Annotated in this window: 18 protein-coding genes and 1 pseudogene; 8 read left to right on the top strand and 11 right to left on the bottom strand. The window is 74.2% G+C overall.

The window, feature by feature from the left end:
* The 4 genes and pseudogenes from DKT69_RS03600 to DKT69_RS03585 form a co-directional block, all read right to left on the bottom strand.
* Nucleotides 1-949: SDR family NAD(P)-dependent oxidoreductase (locus DKT69_RS03600; protein ID WP_109800173.1), on the bottom strand; the 949-nt coding region annotated here is incomplete at its 3' end.
* Nucleotides 950-965: 16 nt separating this feature from the next.
* Nucleotides 966-2,495, bottom strand: a complete 1,530-nt coding sequence (locus tag DKT69_RS03595; RefSeq protein ID WP_109800172.1) for a flavin-containing monooxygenase — start codon at nucleotides 2,493-2,495, stop codon at nucleotides 966-968.
* 15 nt (nucleotides 2,496-2,510) lie between these two features.
* Nucleotides 2,511-3,929, bottom strand: coding sequence for an RNA-guided endonuclease TnpB family protein (locus tag DKT69_RS03590; RefSeq protein WP_109800171.1), 1,419 nt, complete (start codon nucleotides 3,927-3,929; stop codon nucleotides 2,511-2,513).
* Nucleotides 3,926-4,534 (bottom strand): annotated as a pseudogene (locus tag DKT69_RS03585) (IS607 family transposase). Before DKT69_RS03585 ends, DKT69_RS03590 begins: the two are co-directional and overlap by 4 nt.
* Nucleotides 4,535-4,692: 158 nt before the next feature.
* Here DKT69_RS03585 and DKT69_RS03580 point away from each other — a divergent pair.
* Complete coding sequence (locus DKT69_RS03580) at nucleotides 4,693-5,355, top strand: TetR/AcrR family transcriptional regulator (RefSeq protein ID WP_109800170.1); 663 nt, start codon at nucleotides 4,693-4,695, stop codon at nucleotides 5,353-5,355.
* Here the strand turns inward: DKT69_RS03580 and DKT69_RS03575 are convergent.
* Nucleotides 5,325-5,819, bottom strand: coding sequence for a hypothetical protein (locus DKT69_RS03575; protein ID WP_109800169.1), 495 nt, complete (start codon nucleotides 5,817-5,819; stop codon nucleotides 5,325-5,327). The two genes, DKT69_RS03580 and DKT69_RS03575, sit on opposite strands and share 31 nt — an antisense overlap.
* Complete coding sequence (locus DKT69_RS03570) at nucleotides 5,819-6,295, bottom strand: hypothetical protein (RefSeq protein ID WP_109800168.1); 477 nt, start codon at nucleotides 6,293-6,295, stop codon at nucleotides 5,819-5,821. Before DKT69_RS03570 ends, DKT69_RS03575 begins: the two co-directional genes overlap by 1 nt.
* 43 nt (nucleotides 6,296-6,338) lie before the next feature.
* On the opposite strand from DKT69_RS03570, the gene DKT69_RS03565 reads away from it, so the two are divergent.
* Complete coding sequence (locus tag DKT69_RS03565) at nucleotides 6,339-7,337, top strand: helix-turn-helix transcriptional regulator (RefSeq protein ID WP_109800167.1); 999 nt, start codon at nucleotides 6,339-6,341, stop codon at nucleotides 7,335-7,337.
* Nucleotides 7,338-7,374: 37 nt separating this feature from the next.
* On the opposite strand, the gene pdxR is transcribed toward DKT69_RS03565, so the two are convergent.
* Nucleotides 7,375-8,850 carry a MocR-like pyridoxine biosynthesis transcription factor PdxR gene (gene pdxR / locus DKT69_RS03560; RefSeq protein ID WP_109800166.1) on the bottom strand — a complete coding sequence of 492 codons (1,476 nt, stop codon included), beginning with the start codon at nucleotides 8,848-8,850 and terminating at the stop codon, nucleotides 7,375-7,377.
* A 28-nt stretch (nucleotides 8,851-8,878) separates the two neighbouring features.
* On the opposite strand from pdxR, the gene DKT69_RS03555 reads away from it, so the two are divergent.
* Nucleotides 8,879-9,490 carry a LysE family translocator gene (locus DKT69_RS03555; RefSeq protein WP_109800165.1) on the top strand — a complete coding sequence of 204 codons (612 nt, stop codon included), beginning with the start codon at nucleotides 8,879-8,881 and terminating at the stop codon, nucleotides 9,488-9,490.
* A 9-nt stretch (nucleotides 9,491-9,499) separates the two neighbouring features.
* Nucleotides 9,500-10,201 carry a B3/B4 domain-containing protein gene (locus tag DKT69_RS03550; RefSeq protein ID WP_109800164.1) on the top strand — a complete coding sequence of 234 codons (702 nt, stop codon included), beginning with the start codon at nucleotides 9,500-9,502 and terminating at the stop codon, nucleotides 10,199-10,201.
* A gap of 180 nt (nucleotides 10,202-10,381) precedes the next feature.
* Here the strand turns inward: DKT69_RS03550 and DKT69_RS03545 are convergent, their stop codons facing one another.
* Both DKT69_RS03545 and DKT69_RS03540 read right to left on the bottom strand, forming a co-directional pair.
* The gene (locus DKT69_RS03545) at nucleotides 10,382-11,641 is read right to left on the bottom strand and encodes a sialidase family protein (RefSeq protein ID WP_109800163.1); all 1,260 of its coding nucleotides are present in this window, start codon (nucleotides 11,639-11,641) and stop codon (nucleotides 10,382-10,384) included.
* On the bottom strand, nucleotides 11,634-12,170 hold the full coding sequence (locus tag DKT69_RS03540; protein WP_109800162.1) for an RNA polymerase sigma factor: 537 nt from the start codon (nucleotides 12,168-12,170) through the stop codon (nucleotides 11,634-11,636). The genes DKT69_RS03545 and DKT69_RS03540 overlap by 8 nt, the downstream gene beginning before the upstream one ends.
* Before the next feature lie 147 nt (nucleotides 12,171-12,317).
* Between DKT69_RS03540 and DKT69_RS03535 the strand changes: the two genes are divergently transcribed.
* Nucleotides 12,318-12,740, top strand: coding sequence for a VOC family protein (locus DKT69_RS03535; protein WP_109800161.1), 423 nt, complete (start codon nucleotides 12,318-12,320; stop codon nucleotides 12,738-12,740).
* Nucleotides 12,737-13,696, top strand: a complete 960-nt coding sequence (locus DKT69_RS03530; protein ID WP_109800160.1) for an RNA polymerase subunit sigma-70 — start codon at nucleotides 12,737-12,739, stop codon at nucleotides 13,694-13,696. Before DKT69_RS03535 ends, DKT69_RS03530 begins: the two co-directional genes overlap by 4 nt.
* A 5-nt stretch (nucleotides 13,697-13,701) precedes the next feature.
* Here the strand turns inward: DKT69_RS03530 and DKT69_RS38120 are convergent, their stop codons facing one another.
* The gene (locus DKT69_RS38120) at nucleotides 13,702-13,863 is read right to left on the bottom strand and encodes a hypothetical protein (protein WP_161557763.1); all 162 of its coding nucleotides are present in this window, start codon (nucleotides 13,861-13,863) and stop codon (nucleotides 13,702-13,704) included.
* On the opposite strand from DKT69_RS38120, the gene DKT69_RS03525 reads away from it, so the two are divergent.
* Nucleotides 13,862-14,290: an archease gene (locus DKT69_RS03525; protein ID WP_109800159.1), complete on the top strand. Its 429-nt coding sequence runs from the start codon at nucleotides 13,862-13,864 to the stop codon at nucleotides 14,288-14,290. The two genes, DKT69_RS38120 and DKT69_RS03525, sit on opposite strands and share 2 nt — an antisense overlap.
* Before the next feature lie 7 nt (nucleotides 14,291-14,297).
* Here DKT69_RS03525 and DKT69_RS03520 read toward each other — a convergent pair whose 3' ends face one another.
* Nucleotides 14,298-15,716 (bottom strand): RtcB family protein, encoded by a 1,419-nt coding sequence (locus tag DKT69_RS03520; protein ID WP_109800158.1) that lies wholly within the window; start codon nucleotides 15,714-15,716, stop codon nucleotides 14,298-14,300.
* Nucleotides 15,717-15,791: 75 nt separating this feature from the next.
* On the opposite strand from DKT69_RS03520, the gene DKT69_RS03515 reads away from it, so the two are divergent.
* The coding region (locus DKT69_RS03515) for an SDR family oxidoreductase (protein ID WP_109800157.1) at nucleotides 15,792-16,439 on the top strand (648 nt) is incomplete at its 3' end.

Below are 16,439 nucleotides of genomic sequence, written 5' to 3'. Positions count from 1 at the left end.
GCCGGGGCGTGGGCACCGCGTCCGCCGTCGCTGTGGGCGTGGGCACCGGGTCCGTCGTCGCTGCCGGCCCGGGCGCCGCAGCGGGTTCCAGCCGGGACGTCGAGCGGGCCGCGGGGCCGCCGGCGCTCCGGTTGAGACCGACGGCCAGGACCCGGTGGTACGAGGCGGGGGCGAGCCGGGCCAGCAGGTCGGGCAGCTTCGCCGACCAGCCGATCAGCACCCGCCCGCGGCGGCGTTCCACCCCGCGCAGGATCACCTCGGCGGCCTTCGCCGGGTCGATGGAAAGCAGCTTCTCGAACTGTCTGCGGCCGGCCTCGTACTCCTCCGGGGAGACTCCGCTGCCCACCCGGGCGCTCTGCGCGATCCGGGTCCGGATGCCGCCGGGGTGCACCGAGGTGACCCCGACGCCGTCGTCGGCCAGCTCGTGCCGCAGCGCCTCGGTGAAGCCGCGGACGGCGAACTTGCTCGCCGAGTAGGCGGCCTGCCCGGCGGGCGCGATCAGCCCGAAGAGGCTGGAGACGTTGACCAGGTGGGCGCCCGGCTCGGCCTTGAGCGCGGGCAGCAACGTGTGGGTCAGTCGGACCACGGCCCGGAAGTTGATGTCGACGACCCAGAGGAACTCGTCGAGGGTGACCTGGTCGAACCGGCCGCCCAGCGCGACGCCGGCGTTGTTGACCAGCAGCCGGATCCGCGGGTGCGCCGCGCGGATCGCCGCGGCCACCCGGTCGGTCGCGTCGGCGTCCGCGAAGTCGACCAGGTGGGTGTCGATCCGCCGCTCGGGGTGGGCGGCGCGGATCGCGGCGACCACCGCGTCGAGCCGTTCGGCGTCCCGGTCGAGCAGGACCAGGTCGGCTCCGCGCCGGGCGAGGGCGTGCGCCAGGGCCTCGCCGATGCCGCTGGCCGCCCCCGTGACCACGGCGGTGCCGCCGGGAAAGACGAAGTCGCGCATCCGATGCTCCTCTGGGTCAGACGACGGGGGTCTCGGCGGGGGTGCCCACGGCGGGGTCGGCGACCGGCCCGGCCGGCGAGTCGGTCGGTGCGCCGGCACGGGCGAACCGGACGCCCTCGTCGGTGAGCCGGCCGTGGCGCATCAGCAGCACGTCGCGGGGATAGTTCTGGTGCAGCCGCCAGGGCGCCACCGGCCCCTGCTTGGGCAGCTGGTCGACCGCGCGCAGCACGTACCCGGACTTCAGGTCGATCAGCGGCTCCAGTGCGCCGGAGGCCGGGGGGACCGGGGTGACGATCTGCTGGCCGGTGGCGTCGAGGTGGCGCAGCAGGCGGCAGACGTACGTCGCGACCAGGTCGGCCTTGAGTGTCCAGGAGGCGTTCGTGTAGCCGATCGTCATGGCGAAGTTCGGCACGCCGGAGAGCATCATGCCCTTGTACGCGACGGTCCCCGCGAGGTCGACCTCCTGCCCGTCCACCGCGAGCGTCATGCCGCCGAGGGCGAGCAGGTTGAGGCCGGTGGCGGTGACCACGATGTCGGCGGGCAGCTCCGCTCCGGAGGTGAGCCGGACGCCGTGCTCGGTGAAGGTGTCGATGGTGTCGGTCACCACCGCCGCCCGACCGGCCTTGACCGCCTCGAACAGGTCGCCGTCCGGGACGACGCAGAGCCGCTGGTCCCACGGGCTGTAGCGCGGTGAGAAGTGCCGGTCGACGTCGTAGCCGACCGGCAGGCGGCCCTTGGCCGCGCGGCGCAGCAGCCTCTTCATCACGGCGGGGGCGCGCCGGCTGAGCTGGAAGTTGGCCACCCCGAGCAGCACGTTCTTCCAGCGCACCACCGGATACGCGGCCTTCGCGGGGAGCCAGCGCCGCAGCGCGTCGGCCAGCACGTCACGGGAGGGCAGCGCGATGACGTACGTCGGTGAGCGCTGCAGCATGGTGACGTGGGCGGCCCGTTCGGCCATCGCCGGCACCAGGGTGACCGCGGTCGCGCCGCTGCCGATCACCACCACCCGCTTGCCGGTGTAGTCCAGGTCCTCGGGCCAGTGCTGCGGGTGCACGAGCCGGCCGGCGTACCGGTCGACGCCGGGAAGGTCCGGGGTGTAGCCGGCGTCGTAGCGGTAGTAGCCGGAGCAGGTGAAGAGGAAGGCGCAGGTGAGCACGACCTCCTCGCCGGTGTCGTCGCGGCGGGCGTGCACGGTCCAGCGGGCGCGGGCGCTGTCCCACTCGGCGCGGAGGACCCGGTGGTGGAAGCGGATGTGCTGCTCGACGCCGTACTCGCGGGCGGTGTCCCGGACGTACGCGCGGATGGAGTCGCCGTCGGCGATCGCCTTCGGGTCGGTCCACGGTTTGAAGGAGTAGCCGAGGGTGTACATGTCGGAGTCCGAGCGGATGCCCGGGTAGCGGAACAGGTCCCAGGTCCCGCCGATGGCCCCGCGGGCCTCGAGCACCGCGTAGGTCTTCTCCGGACAGTTGCGCCGCAGGTGCACGGCGGCGCCGATGCCGGAGAGCCCGGCACCGACGATGAGCACGTCGACGTGGTCGGAGGCCATGACATCTGCTTCCTACTAGTTGCTCATTGCTAAGGGGTTCGGATGGTTCGCTCTCCGCTCGGCGGGTGTGGCCGGGCTGGAGTCCTGGACCGGCAGTCTGGTCCGGTGGCGATCGGTCCTGTCCCGCAGGATCTGCTTCACCTTCTGTTGCGGGGTGTGCAGGGCGATGTCGGGGTCGCCTGCTCGCTGCAGGATGTTGATCGCGGCGTTCACGTCGGCCTGCCACACCACCCCGCATCGGGTGCAGTGAAACCGGTCCCCGCTGCGTCGGCCGAACCGGCCGCAGCGGTGACAGGCTTGTGAGGTGTAGGCGGCGTTGACGTGCACGAGCGCAGAACCTCTGCGCTCGGACACGTTGGTCAGCGCCTCGGCGGTGACCCCTTTGGTCCACGCGGCGAGGCGCCGGTTGACGTTCTTGCCGAGCCTCTTGCGCCCGGCGATCCTTTTGGTGAGGTCTTCGGCGACCACGGTGGCGGCCTTGTCGACGACCCGGTGCACTGCGGTGAAGATCTCCGTGCGCACCTGCGCGCGGTGGCGGGCGGCCCGTCGGTCCCGCTTGACGGTCCCGAGGTTGTTGGACCTGATCCGGTGCGCCTTCGCGTGGTCACCGCGGAGGGCGGCGGTGTTCGCGATTGAGCGCAGCTTCGCCCGGCGCCGGTTGCGTTGCTTCAGCCGGTCCGACTCGGCGGTCAGCAGCTTGCCGAGGCGGGTGCCGTGGTGGGTACCGTCGGAGTCGGTGAGGGCTTCGGTGTAGCCCTTGTCCACGCCGATCGTCCGGTCGCCGCAGGGCCGCTGCGACGACCGCATCTGCGATGCGTCGATCTGGTAGTGCACCTCGACCCGGCCCCCGCGCAGGATCAGCCGCAGTGTCCCAGTCGGGGCGACGGTCGTGGACAGCGGGATTCTGACCTTCTGGCGGCGTTCCAGGCCGGGTACGGCCAGCCACAACCGGCCGCGCCCATCGGTGAGGGTGTTGTGCTGGTCCGCGCGCACAACGATGTGATCGTGCGTGCGGTTGCGGCCCCGCTTCCAGTGCTTGCGCATCTGGCGAGCCAGGAACGGGTCGCCAGCCCACCGGTCGGCCGCCAGCGCGCTCAACATCCGCTTCCGCTCGGCCGGATCGGTGGCACGCCGGGAGGCCGCCCGACGCACCTGAACCTTCGCCGCCGCCAGGTTCGCCGCGATGTCGGCCATCGCGTCGCGGACGGATTCCTTCCACGCGTTCGCCAGCACACCAAACGTCACGTGCGTCCCGTCGGCTAGCCAGCGGTCCCGCACCTGCCGATCCCTCAACCCGGACCCGACCCCGGCAATCGACCCATACCGCTGCCACACCTCGCTGCGCACCCGACCCAACCGACGGGCCTGCTCCACCAGGGCGGCATACTTGCCCGGGTTCAGGGCCGTCGAGTACGCGATCCGGGTGACCTTCACCAGTCGCCCACCACGGTCAGGTCGGCCCCCTTGAGTTCCCTCTCGTAGCGTCGCAGCCTGTCCAGCCGGCCCAAGAGAAGGTGTGCACGACCGCCAGCAGATCCTCGACCATCTCCTGCTGCGGGGACAATGTCTCCTGGTTGGCCACCATGATCTCGCAGCCGCTGCGAGCCGCCACGTGCTCCACGAAGTCGAAGCCGAACCGGGCCAGCCCATCCTGGTGCGCCACCACGAGCGTGCCGAACTCCCCCCGGTCGACCACGTCCATCAGCGGCAGGAACTTCTCGCGGCACAGGTTCATCCCGCCGCCGATCTCGCTGACCCACTCGTCCACGGCCAGACTGCGGGCCTGGCAGAACTGCTGCATCGGCACGACCTGCGAGGCCAGATCTGCCTTCTGGCGCGGAGACGACACCCGGCAGTAACCGCCGGTCGGCGTCGAAGCCTGGCTGCAGCACCTTGCGCACACCGGAGTCGGCGAAGTACCGCTGCCCCGGCGGCAGACGCCGGGCGGTGATCCGCCCCTCCGCCTCCCACCGACGCACCGTGCTCACCGACCGGCCCACCCGCTCGGCAAACTCGCCAATCCGATACACGCTACCCACAACAGTCCATTACAGACAGATGCAGAAAGGAAGCTGACCACTAGTCGCTCCTCCCGTTCCGCGCGGCAGTGCTCCGGACACTATCCACCGCCGTCGACGCCAGTCAACACCCTGTCGAATGAGATCGACACGGTGTCGAGCGGGTGTAGCATCGACCAATGACCATCGCCCGTACGTCGTCCGGCGGGGCACCGACGCGCGGGCGGCGCCCCGGCCGCTCCACCGGCGACGACCGGGAGCTGGCCATCCTCGGCACCGCCGAGCGGCTGCTGGCGGAGCGTGCCTTCGCCGACATCTCCATCGACGACCTGGCCCGGGGCGCCGGCATCTCCCGGCCGACGTTCTACTTCTACTTCCGGTCCAAGGACGCGGTGCTGCTCACCCTGCTCGATTGGGTCATCGAGGAGGCGGACGCGGCCGCGGGCGATGTGCTGGACCGACTCGCCGAGGACCCGCGCGCCCGCTGGCGGGAACTGATCGGCCGGTTCCACGCCACCTTCGGCGGCCACCGCGCGGTGGTGCTCGCCTGCGCCCAGGTGCGCGGCACCAACGCCGAGGTACGCCGGCTCTGGGCCGCCGTGCTGGAGCGCTGGGTGCACGCGGTCGAGACCGCCATCGAGGGGGAACGCCGGCGCGGGGCGGCCCCGGACGGGCTGCCCGCCCGGGACCTCGCCATCGCGCTGAACTCCATGAACGAACGGGTCTGGTATGCCACCTTCGCCGGCGACGGCCCGGCTGTGGCCGAGCGGGACGTGGTGGACGTCCTGCTCGAGGTCTGGCTGACCGCGATCTACCGAACGACCTGCCCGCCGCCGGCCTGATCCGGCTCGCCGCCGGCTCGGGTGAAGTCCATGATCCAGTTCGTCTCCCAGGTGCGCTCGCCGTCGGTGGAGAACGCCTGCTCCCAACGGCAGGAGGTCGGCGTGATCCCCGACCAGATGAACCGGCACCGGACCGGCCGCCCCTCGTCGGTGTCGTCGGCGAAGAATGTGCCCACCCCGTCGACGAACCGGCCGACCACCGGCGGCAGCTCCAGGATCCCGCGCCGGCTGTGCATCCAGTAGATCGACCAGAGCCCGGTCGCCGGGTCGAGGATGCGCACGGTCGAGCCGGAGAAACCCCGGCTGGGGCAGCGCATCTCGTCGAAGCTGCCGGCGCCGTCGAAGAATCGATGCGCCACCGAGGTGGCGGGGAACTCGTCCCACTCGTCGCTGCCGACGTGTCGCTGCCTCAGCCGCCGATTGGTCACGTCCCACGTGCCCACGAGGAAGTCGAAGTCGCCCATCAGAATCCCACCGGCCCCTCGGTGCGGCTGTCGGCCAGGTAGCCGGCCAGGTCGGGGCGGTCGGGGGCGAGGATGTGGCGGACCCAGGCGGTCCGCTCGTGCTCCAGCACGCCCAGCTCCCAGACGCAGCCCACGCCGGGGCGGGGCATCGGCACGAAGTGCGCCGGGTCGTCGTCCGGGCAGTCCAGGGCGGGCTGGCCGGCGACCGCGATGCGGCATTCCACCACATTGTCCCAGAACCAGCTGTACGCCAGCAGGTAGGCGCCGCTGTCCGCGCCCCGGTGCAGCACCACCCAGCTCGCGGGCGGGGTGCCGCCGTCGGGCCCGGGCAGCAGCCGGGGCAGGTACGCGTACGCGGCCGTCACCACCTCGGGTTCGAGCCGGTGGTCGGGCTGGTCGATGTGGTAGCGCTTGACGTGCCGTCCGGCGACCTCGACGGTCCCGGGCACGGTCAACTCCTTGTCGCGAAATGCCATGCCGGGACGGTACAACCACTCCCCTGACAGCTACTGTCAGTGGATGCGGGCCAGTCGTCTCCTGTCGATCCTGCTGCTGCTCCAGACCCACGGCCGGCTCACCGCCGCCGAGCTGGCGCAGCGGCTGGAGGTCTCCGTCCGGACCGTCTACCGGGACGTCGAGTCGCTGCACGCCGCCGGGATCCCGCTGTACGGCGAGGCCGGGCACGCCGGCGGCTACCGGCTGGTCGACGGCTGGCGGACCCGGCTGACCGGGCTCACCGCCGAGGAGGCGGACCGGCTGCTCTTCGCGGGACTGCCCGGGCCGGCCGCCGAGCTGGGCTACGAGTCGGTCGTCGCCACCCTCCAGCTCAAGCTGCGGGCCGCGCTGCCGGCGCCGCTGGCCGACCGGGCCGCCGAGCTCCAGCAGCGGTTCCACCTGGACACCCCCGGTTGGTACTCCGACGGCGACCCGTCCCCGCACCTGTCCCCCACCGCCGACGCGGTCTGGCGGCAGCACCGGATCCGGGTCCGCTACCGGAGCTGGCGGGGCGAGGTGACCCGAACCCTGGAGCCGTACGGCCTGGTGCTCAAGGGCGGCCGCTGGTACGTGGTGGCCGCCCGACCCGAGCGCGCCGAGCCGGCCACGTACCGGGTGAACCAGATCCTGGACCTGACCACCCTGGACGAGAGCTTCGGCCGGCCCGCCGACTTCGACCTGCCGGCCTGGTGGCGGGCGCACGTGGTGGAGTTCCGGGCCCGGCTGCACCGCGACGAGGCGACCATCCGGCTCTCCCCGCGGGGCCGGGACCGGTTGCGGGAGATCGGCAGCGACGCGGTGGTCGCCGCCGTCGACCGCAGCGCCGGCCCGCCGGACCACGCCGGCTGGGTGCGGGCGGTGGTGCCGATCGAGTCGCTCACCCACGCCCACGGCGACTTCCTCCGGCTCGGCGCCGAGGTGGAGGTGGTCTCCCCCGCCGAACTGCGCGCCCGCCTCGCCGACACGGCCGCCGCGCTGGCCGCGCTCTACGCGCCGACGCAACTCGCGCCCGCGGTGGGCTGACCGGCCGGTCGCGGCGGCGCGGGCGTGCCGGCCCGCCTCAGCGCAGCCCGCGCAGGGTGGCGCCGAGGATGGCGACCCCCCGCTCGATGTCGCCGGGGGCGTTCGCGGCGTAGCCGAGGACCAGGCCGGGGGGCTGCGGTCGCTGCCCGTGCCAGGACAGCGGCTGCACCTTGACGCCCCGCCGCAGGGCCGCGGCGGCGAGGTCCACGTCGGACAGCCCCGGGTCGAGGGTGACCAGCAGGTGCAGGCCGGCGGCGGCGCCGTGCACCACCGCCCCGGGTAGGTGCCGCCCGATCGCCCGGATCATCGCGTCCCGCCGGCGGACGTGCCGGCGCCGCAGCAGCCGAAGGTGCCGTTCCAGCGCGCCGGAGTCCATCAGCTCGGCCAGCACGAGTTGGGGCAACGCCGCATTGCCGAGGTCGGCCATCCGCTTGGCGGCCACCAGCGCCGCGTGGTACCGGGGCGGCACCAGCACCCAGCCGATCCGCAGCGCCGGGGCGAGCAGCTTGGAGACGCTGCCGGTGTAGCAGACCCGCTCCGGCAGCATGGCCCGCAGGGCCGGCACCGGCGGGCGGTCGTAGCGGTGTTCGGCGTCGTAGTCGTCCTCGACGACCAGGCCGCCCCGCTGTGCCCAGCGGATCAGCGCCCGCCGCCGCTCGCCGTCGAGCACCACCCCGGTCGGGAACTGGTGCGCCGGGGTGAGCAACACCGCCGGGGCGCCGGTGGCGGCCAGGTCGTCGATCCGCAGCCCGTGCGCGTCGACCGCGACCGGCGGGGTGTCCAGCCCCCAGTTGCGCAGGTGCTGGCGTACCCCGAGGGAGCCCGGGTCCTCGACCGCGACCGTGTGGATGCCGTCGTCGTGCAGCACCTGGGCGAGCAGGCCGAGCGCCTGGGACACCCCGGCGACGATCATCACCTCCGCCGGGTCGACCCGGATGCCCCGGCTGCGGGCCAGCCAGGTGGCGACGGCCAGCCGCAGCGCGGGCGTCCCGGTCGGGTCGCCGTAACCGAACGCCGCCGGGGTGAGCCGGTGCAGCACCGCCCGCTCCGCGCGCAGCCAGGCCGCGCGGGGAAAGGCCGCCAGATCCGGTACGCCGGGCGTCAGGTCGAGCTCCGCCGGGGCGGTACGGAGCGCGTCGAACACGTCGGTGCCGGGCCGGTCGGCGAAGACCTCGGTCGGCGCCGGCGGTGTGGGTGGCGGGGCGGGCACCGCGGCCGGGACGGCCACGACCACCGTGCCGGATCGACCCCGACCCACCACGTGCCCGTCCTCGGTCAGCCGCTGGTACGCCTCGGTCACCACGCCCCGGGAGACGCCCAGCTCGGCGGCGAGCACCCGGCTGGCCGGCAGCCGGGCGCCCACCGGCACCCGGCCGTCGGCGATCGCCCCGCGCAGCCGGGCGGCCAGCCAGTCCGCGAGCCCTCCGGGAGGCGCCTGGCCGACGTCGAGCTGGAGGAAATCCGAGCCCGCCGTTATGGACCGGTCAGTCGTCGCTGGTTTGGCCCTGTCCACCGGACCATTGTGATCGCAGGGTGGACGGGTGACCATCACCTTCCTGCTGACCACGCTGGTCGTGGCCGCCACCCCGGGCACCGGCGTGGTCTACACCCTGTCCGCCGGGCTCTCCGGCGGCCGCCGGGCGGGCCTCATCGCCGCACTGGCCTGCACGCTCAGCCTGGTGCCGCACGTGGCGGCGGCAGTCACCGGGCTCGCCGCGCTGCTGCACGCCAGCACCCCGATGTTCCGCGCCGTGACCTGGCTGGGCGTGGCGTACCTGCTCTGGATGGGCTGGTCGACGCTGCGCGACCGGGGTCCGCTGCCGGTCGACGGCGAGCCGGTCCCGCGCCGGACGGCCCGGCTGGTCCTCGACGGGGTGCTGATGAACCTGCTCAACCCGAAGGTGACCGTCTTCTTCGTGGCGTTCCTGCCCCAGTTCGTGCCCCCGGACGCGCCCGCCGCCGCGCCGCGGATGCTCGCCTGCGGGGCGGTGTTCATGCTGGTCACCCTGCTGGTCTTCACCGGCTACGGGCTGCTGGCCGGCACCGTACGGCACCGGGTGCTGGCCCGCCCCCGGCTGACCGCGTTCCTGCGCCGCGGCTTCGCCGGCAGCTTCCTCGCCCTCGGCCTCGGCCTCGCCCTCACCGCCCGATAGGAGCCTCCCGTGCGTCTCCGGCACTCCCCGCAGATATGGTCGACCTTCCCGGAACTGGTCTGCGGCGTCCTGCACGCCACCGGGATCAACCCCGACGTGGACGTCGACGCGCGGCTCGCGCCGTTCACCGCGGCGGCGCGGGCCCGGCTGGCCGACGGCCCGGAGAGCGGCTTTCCGGAGATCCAGGCCTGGCGGCGGGCCTTCGCCACGATGGGGCTGCCGCCGACCCGCTACCGGTGCGCGGCCGAGTCGCTGCTGCGCCGCTACCGGCGGGAGGGCTCGCTGCCCCGGCTGCACCCGCTGGTCGACCTCGGCAACGCCGTCTCCCTCGGGCACGCCGTGCCGGTGGCGGTGCTCGACGTCGCCCGGATCTCCGGCGACCTGGCGGTCCGGCACGCCACGGGCGAGGAGCGCTACCTGACCCTGGCCGGCGAGGAGGAGCGGCCCGAGCCGGGCGAGGTGATCTTCGCGGACTCGGCCGGGCGGGCGCACTCGCGGCGCTGGACGCACCGGCAGAGCGGCCGGTCGGCTGTCGGGGGCGCCACCGGCGAGGTGCTGATCGTCGTGGAGGCGATGCACGCGTCGGCCGGCATCGACGTGCCCCGGATGCTGGCGGAGTTGGAGTGCGCGCTGGCCGACGTCTGGTCGGCACCGGCTCGCTCGGCCGTGCTGAGCGCCACCGAGCCGGCCTTCCGGATCCCGCCCGGCTGAGCACCCGGCCGTCCCGCTTCCTGCCCGGCCGGGTCCGGCAGTGCGGTCGTGGGGCTGGCCGGGATCGCGGCGACGCACGGTCGAGCCGTCGCCGGGGCCGGGATAGTGCGGACGTCCGGCCGGGCACAGGTACCTGCGGCTGCTCCCGGCGCCACCGGGCGCCGGGAGCGGCCGAGGTGCTCACAGTGCGGGCGGGGCCACCCAGGACCAGGTGAGACCGTCGGCGGAGAGCCAGGCGCCCTTGCTGTCCGGCCAGCCGGTCTGCACGTACCCGCCGGGCACCGGCCGGGCGTCCGCGCCCGGCCCGAGGGTGGTGGGGCGAACCGTGCGGCCACCGTCGGTGCTGGCCAGCATCACCGGCTTCTCGGCGGCCGAGATGCCGGCCTGGATCAGCAGGACCCCGTCCCGGCGAACCGCCGCCCGGATAGTCCGGTTTGCGACGTCGGCGGTGCCAGCGGCGCGCTGCCAGGTGTCGCCGCCGTCCGCGCTGCGCCAGATCACCAGCTTGCCGGTCACCCGGCCGACCGCGTAGACCGTGCGGCCGTCGAAGGTGGCCACCGCCGCCCCGCCCACGTCGTCGGAGGCGGTGAGCAGGTCGGGGAACTCGTGCCGCTGCCAGGTCCGGCCGCCGTCCCGGCTGACCTCCACGCCACTGCCGGTCCAGACCGTCGGGCCGCCGTTGCCGTCTCTCGAGCCGGTCCAGCCGCTGATCCAGAGCCCGGCCGAGGCCGGCGAACCGGCGGCGAGCGTCGAGTTCCGCAGGGTGGACGCCGTCGCGAGCTGCGCGATGTCCCCGGTAGCCGGATCGACGGCGAGCAGCGGTTCGTCGCTCGGACCGGGCTGCAGGTCGAGCACCCGCCAGCCCGCCGGCAGCGCCGCCACCCGCCGGACGGTCACCTGCCGCCAGGTCGCTCCGCCGTCGGCGCTGGTGGTCCAGGCCGCGGACCGGCTGTTCGGCGCCGACCGGGAGACGTACCAGGCCGCCAGGGTGCGCGGGCCCACCGCACGCAGGTCCACCATCGCGTCGTCCGGCACCGGCAGCCGGCCGGTTCGCCAGGTCCGACCACGGTCGTCGGTCGCCGCGAACCGGACCGGGCAGCCGGTCCGGCACTCCTGGTAGCGCAGGTAGACGTGGTTCAGGTCGCCGGCGGCCGGCCGGCCGGTCGACACCTGGCGGCCCGCGCCGGGCGTCGGCGTGGGCTGCGGCCCGGGCATGAACTCCGGGGTACGGTCCGGTCCGAAGGCAGGGGCCGGGGACGGCTTGCCCGCCGGCCGGGCGACCGCGATCCCCGACCCGGTGGCCACCACCGCCGCCGCGACGACCGCCGCCGCGATCCGGGTCCGCCGGCGGCGCCGGGCGCGGGCCCGCACCTGCTCGAAGTGCGGCTTGAACGCGGCCTGGGCGGCGGCGTTGAGTCCGGCGAAGTCCAGCTCAGGCATTGCGGGCCTCCCGCTCGGCGAGGGCGTGGACCGGGCCGGCCGGCTCGGTGTCGGTGAGATGCCCGGCCAGGGCACGTCGGGCGCGGACCAGGCGGGTCTTGACCGCCTCCACCGAGCAGCCCATCGCGGCGGCCACCTCGGTCACCGGCAGGTCCGCGAGGTGGTGCAGCACGACGGTCTCCCGGGCCTGCCGGGGCAGCTTCTGCAGGGCCGCCACCAGGGCGACATGGTCCGGTGACAGGGCGGGTGCGCTCCGCTCGGCGGGGTGCAGGCGACCGGACCGGGCGATGCGGTGCAGGATCGACCGGCGCCGGAACCGGGACCGGGCGGCGTTCAGCGCCACCGTCCGCAGCCAGGCCTCCGGGTTGTCGACCTGGCGCAGCTGGCCGGGCCTCGCGAGGGCCCGGACGAACGCCTCCTGTACGACGTCCTGCGCCTCGGCGTAGTCGCCGGTCATTGCGTACACCTGGGCCACCAGGCGGGCCGCCGAGGCGGCGTACACCTGTCGGATCTGTTCCTGCGGGTCCACATCGTCCCCTCCCGTGTCTGGTCGCTGCACCCGGTACGACCCGTCAGCGGGCGGCGAGGTGACATTCTCATCGGAACACCGATGAGTCGCCGACCGGCCGGACGTTGTACGTCACGGCAGCCGTCACCGAGGCCAGGGAGGCCGATCATGGACTGGAAGCTCGAACTCGTCGTGGTGCCCGTCTCGGACGTGGACCGGGCCAAGGCGTTCTACCTGGACCAAACCGGGTTCCGGCTGGACGTGGACCACTCCGCCGGCGAGGACTTCCGCGTCGTACAGCTCACCCCGCCCGGCTCCGCCTGCTCGATCGCGCTGATGCGCAAGCCGGACGCCGCGGGCTCGGTGAGCGGCCTGCACCTGGTCGTCCGGGACATCGACGCGGCGCGGGCGGAGCTGGTGGACCGGGGCGCGAAGCCGAGCGAGGTCTTCCACTTCACCGCGGGCGGCGTGCAGACCCCCGGGCCGGACCCGGAGCGGCGGGACTACGGCTCCTTCCTGTCGTTGCGCGACCCGGACGGCAACGAGTGGCTGGTCCAGGAGGTCGGCCGGGCTGGGGCGGCGGCAGCGTGACCGCCGACCTGCACCCCGCGCCGACCGACCCGGACTTCGCCGCGCTCACCGAGCGCCACCGGCGCGAGTTGCACGTGCACTGCTACCGGATGCTCGCCTCCTTCGACGACGCCGAGGACGCCGTCCAGGAGACGTACCTGCGGGCGTGGCGGGGGCGGGACCGCTTCGACGGCACGCAGCCCCGGGCCTGGCTCTACCGGATCGCCACCAACGTGTGCCTGGACCTGTTGCGCCGCACCGGCCGGCAGCCGCGCGCCGTGCGGTCGTACGCGGAGGTGCCGTGGTTGCAGCCGTACCCGGACCGGCTGCTGGACCGGGTCGCGCCGGGTGACGAGCAGCCGGACGCGGTGGCGGTGACCCGGGAGACCATCGAGCTGGCCTTCCTCGCCGCCATGCAGGTACTGCCGGCCCGGCAGCGGGCCGCCTTCCTGGTCCGCGACGTGCTCGGCTGGTCGGCGGCGGAGACGGCGGAGCTGCTCGAGACCAGCGTGGCGGCGGCCAACAGCGCGCTGCAACGGGCCCGGGCCACCCTGCAGGCCCACCTGCCGGCCCGGCGGGCGGACTGGGCGGCCAACCCGGCCGACGAGCGGGAACGGGAGTTGCTGGCCCGATTCATCGACGCCCACGAACGCTGCGACGCCGCGGCCGCGCTCGCCGCGGCGGCGCCGGACCTCCGGATCACCATGCCGCCGGCGCCGATGTGCTTCGACGGGGTGGCGAGCATCGCGCCGCTGCTGGAACGGGCCTTCGGGCCGGAGCGGGAGGGCGACTGGCGGCTGCTGCCGACGTACGCCAACCGGATGCCGGCCGCCGCGAGCTACCTGCGGCGCCCCGGCGACCCGGTGTTCCGGGCGTTCAAGCTGGACGTGCTGCGGGTGCGGGACGGGCGGATCGCCGAGATCACCACCTTCGGCCACGCGCTGTTCCCCGCGTTCGACCTGCCGGCGGTGCTCTGAGCCCCTCAGTGGCCGGCCCACCACCGCGGATCCGGGCGGGTCGGCCCGGCGTCGCCACCGGTGAGCTCCTCGAACTCGGCCGGGCTGATCTCCCCGGCCGGCAGCCGGCGGGCGTTCGCCGACAATTCACCGTGACCGGCCGCGCCGGGCGGGCATGATCGGGGCATGGAGCGACGACCGCCGCGGGGGCACCGCATGGTGCCGCACACCGCCGACGTCCGGATCGAGGCGTGGGCGCCGGACCGGGAGGGGTGCGTCGCGGAGGCGGTCACCGCGCTGGTCAACACCTTCGTGGACTTCACCGGCGCGGTCTCCGAGGCCACGGGGGAGTTCCACGTCCCGCCGGGCGACGACCCGGACCTACTGGTGGGCGTACTCGACGAAGTGATCTTCCGGATGGAGACGGAGGGCGAGCTGCCGCTCAGCACCGAGGTGCGGGCGGCCGACGACGGCGGCCTGACGGTGCGCTGGCGTACCACCGGCACGGACGCCGTGGAGCTGGTCGGCGCGGTGCCCAAGGCGGTGTCGCTGCACGAGCTGCGCTTCGGCCCCGACGGGGACGGCTGGTCCGGCGCGGTGACGCTGGACGTGTGAGGCCGCCTCAGCCCTTCACCACGCCGATGGGGACGAGGCGCGCCACCCGCCGGCACAGCCCGGCGCCCTCGGCCGCGGCCACCACGGCGGTGATGTCCTTGTACGCGGCCGGCATCTCCTCGGCCAGCCCCCGCCGGGACGCCCCGCGCACCGCGATGTCCTGCGCCTCCAGCTCGCGCCGCGGGTCGTGCCCGCGTACCGCCTTCGTGGCCTGCTTGCGGCTCTGCACCCGACCGGCCCCGTGGCAGGTGGAAGCCCACGCCGGTGCGCCGGGGACGCCGGTGAGCACGTACGAGCCGGTGCCCATCGAGCCGGGGATGAGCACCGGCTGACCGACCCCGCGCAGGTCGTCCGGCAGGTCGGCGTGGCCGGGCGGCAGCGCCCGGGTGGCGCCCTTGCGGTGCACGCAGAGCCGGCGCCGCGCGCCGTCCACCTGGTGTGTCTCGATCTTGGCGAGGTTGTGCGAGATGTCGTACACCAGGTCCAGGTCGCTGCCGGTGACCCGGTGGAAGACCTGTCGGGCCGCGTGGTGGAGCAGCTGTCGGTTGGCCCGGGCGTAGTTGGCCGCGGCGGCCATCGCGCCGAGGTAGGCCCGCCCCTCGTGGGACGAGACGGGGGCGCAGGCGAGCTGCCGGTCGGGCACGTGGATGCCGTACCCGCGCATCACCTTCTCCATCTCGTGGACGTAGTCGGTGCAGATCTGGTGGCCCAGGCCGCGCGACCCGCAGTGGATCATGACGCAGACCTGGCCGGCCCGCAGCCCGAACGCGCTGGCCGCGGCCTCGTCGTAGACGTCCTCGACGACCTGCACCTCGAGGAAGTGGTTGCCGGAGCCGAGGCTGCCGACCTGGCGCGCGCCGCGCTCCACCGCCCGCTCGCTCACCTGCGCCGGGTTCGCGTCGTCGACCGCGCCGTAGTCCTCGCACCGGTCCAGGTCGTGCTGGACGCCGAACCCGCGCTCAACGGCGTGGCGGGAGCCCCCGCGCAGCACCGCGTCGAGTTCCGCGCGGTCGGTCAGGTGCCACACCGCGCCCTTGCCCATGCCGCGCGGCGTCGCCTCGCCGAGGCCGTCCATCAGCGCGTCCAGCCGGGGCCGCAGGCCGGCACGGTCCAGGTCGGCGGCGAGCAGCCGCACCCCGCAGGAGATGTCGAAGCCGACCCCGCCGGGCGAGACCACCCCGCCCTCCTCGATGTCGGTGGCCGCGACCCCGCCGATCGGGAAGCCGTAGCCCCAGTGCACGTCCGGCATGGCGTACGAGGCGCCGACGATGCCGGGCAGGGTGGCCACGTTCGCGACCTGATCCAGCGACTTGTCCGCCCCGGCGTCCGGCAACAGCGACCGGGAGGCGAAGACCACGCCTGGAACCCGCATCGGATCATGCCGGTCGATCCGGAACCGGTACGGCGACTCCTCGACCAGCTCCATGTCGCCCGGCTACCCCGGTCCGGGGCGGTTACACCCGACCTGGTTGAGCTCGTCCGGTCAGGGTAGTGCGGCGGCATGCCCCAGCGATACGAGGACTACCCCCGAACCGCCGTCGTCACCGGCGCGGACTCCGGCATCGGCAAGGCCTCGGCGGTGGCGCTCGCCGCGGCCGGCTTCGAGATCGGCATCACCTGGTACGGCGACCCGGACGGCGCCGAGCACACCGCCGCCGAGGTACGCGCCACCGGGCGCCGCTGCGAGGTCGCCGAGCTGGACCTGACCCGGCTGCCCGACGCCGCCGCGGTGGTGGACGATCTGGCCGACCGGCTCGGCGGGATCGGTGTGCTGGTCAACAACGCCGGCACCGGGATGGCCACGCCCTTCGTCGACGTGGCGTGGCAGCAGTGGCGGGAGGTGCTGAGCGTCGACCTGGACGGGCCGTTCCTCTGCTCGCAGCGGGCCGCCCGCCGGATGCGCGCGGCCGGCGCCGGCGGCCGGATCGTGAACATCACCAGCGTGCACGAGCACGCGCCCCGGGTCGGCTCGTCGGCGTACTGCGCGGCGAAGGGCGGGCTCGGGCTGCTGACCAAGGTGATGGCCCAGGAGCTGGCGGCGGACGGGATCACCGTCAACGCGGTGGCGCCCGGGGAGATCGCCACCCCGATGACCGGGCAGGAGGACGTCGACCCGTTCACGCAGAAGCGGCCGGGGGTGCCGGTCGGG

The sequence above is a fragment of the Micromonospora sicca genome (assembly GCF_003172935.1).
In the GTDB taxonomy this organism is placed as follows: domain Bacteria; phylum Actinomycetota; class Actinomycetes; order Mycobacteriales; family Micromonosporaceae; genus Micromonospora; species Micromonospora sicca.
This window is presented reverse-complemented; position numbering and strand designations above follow the sequence as displayed.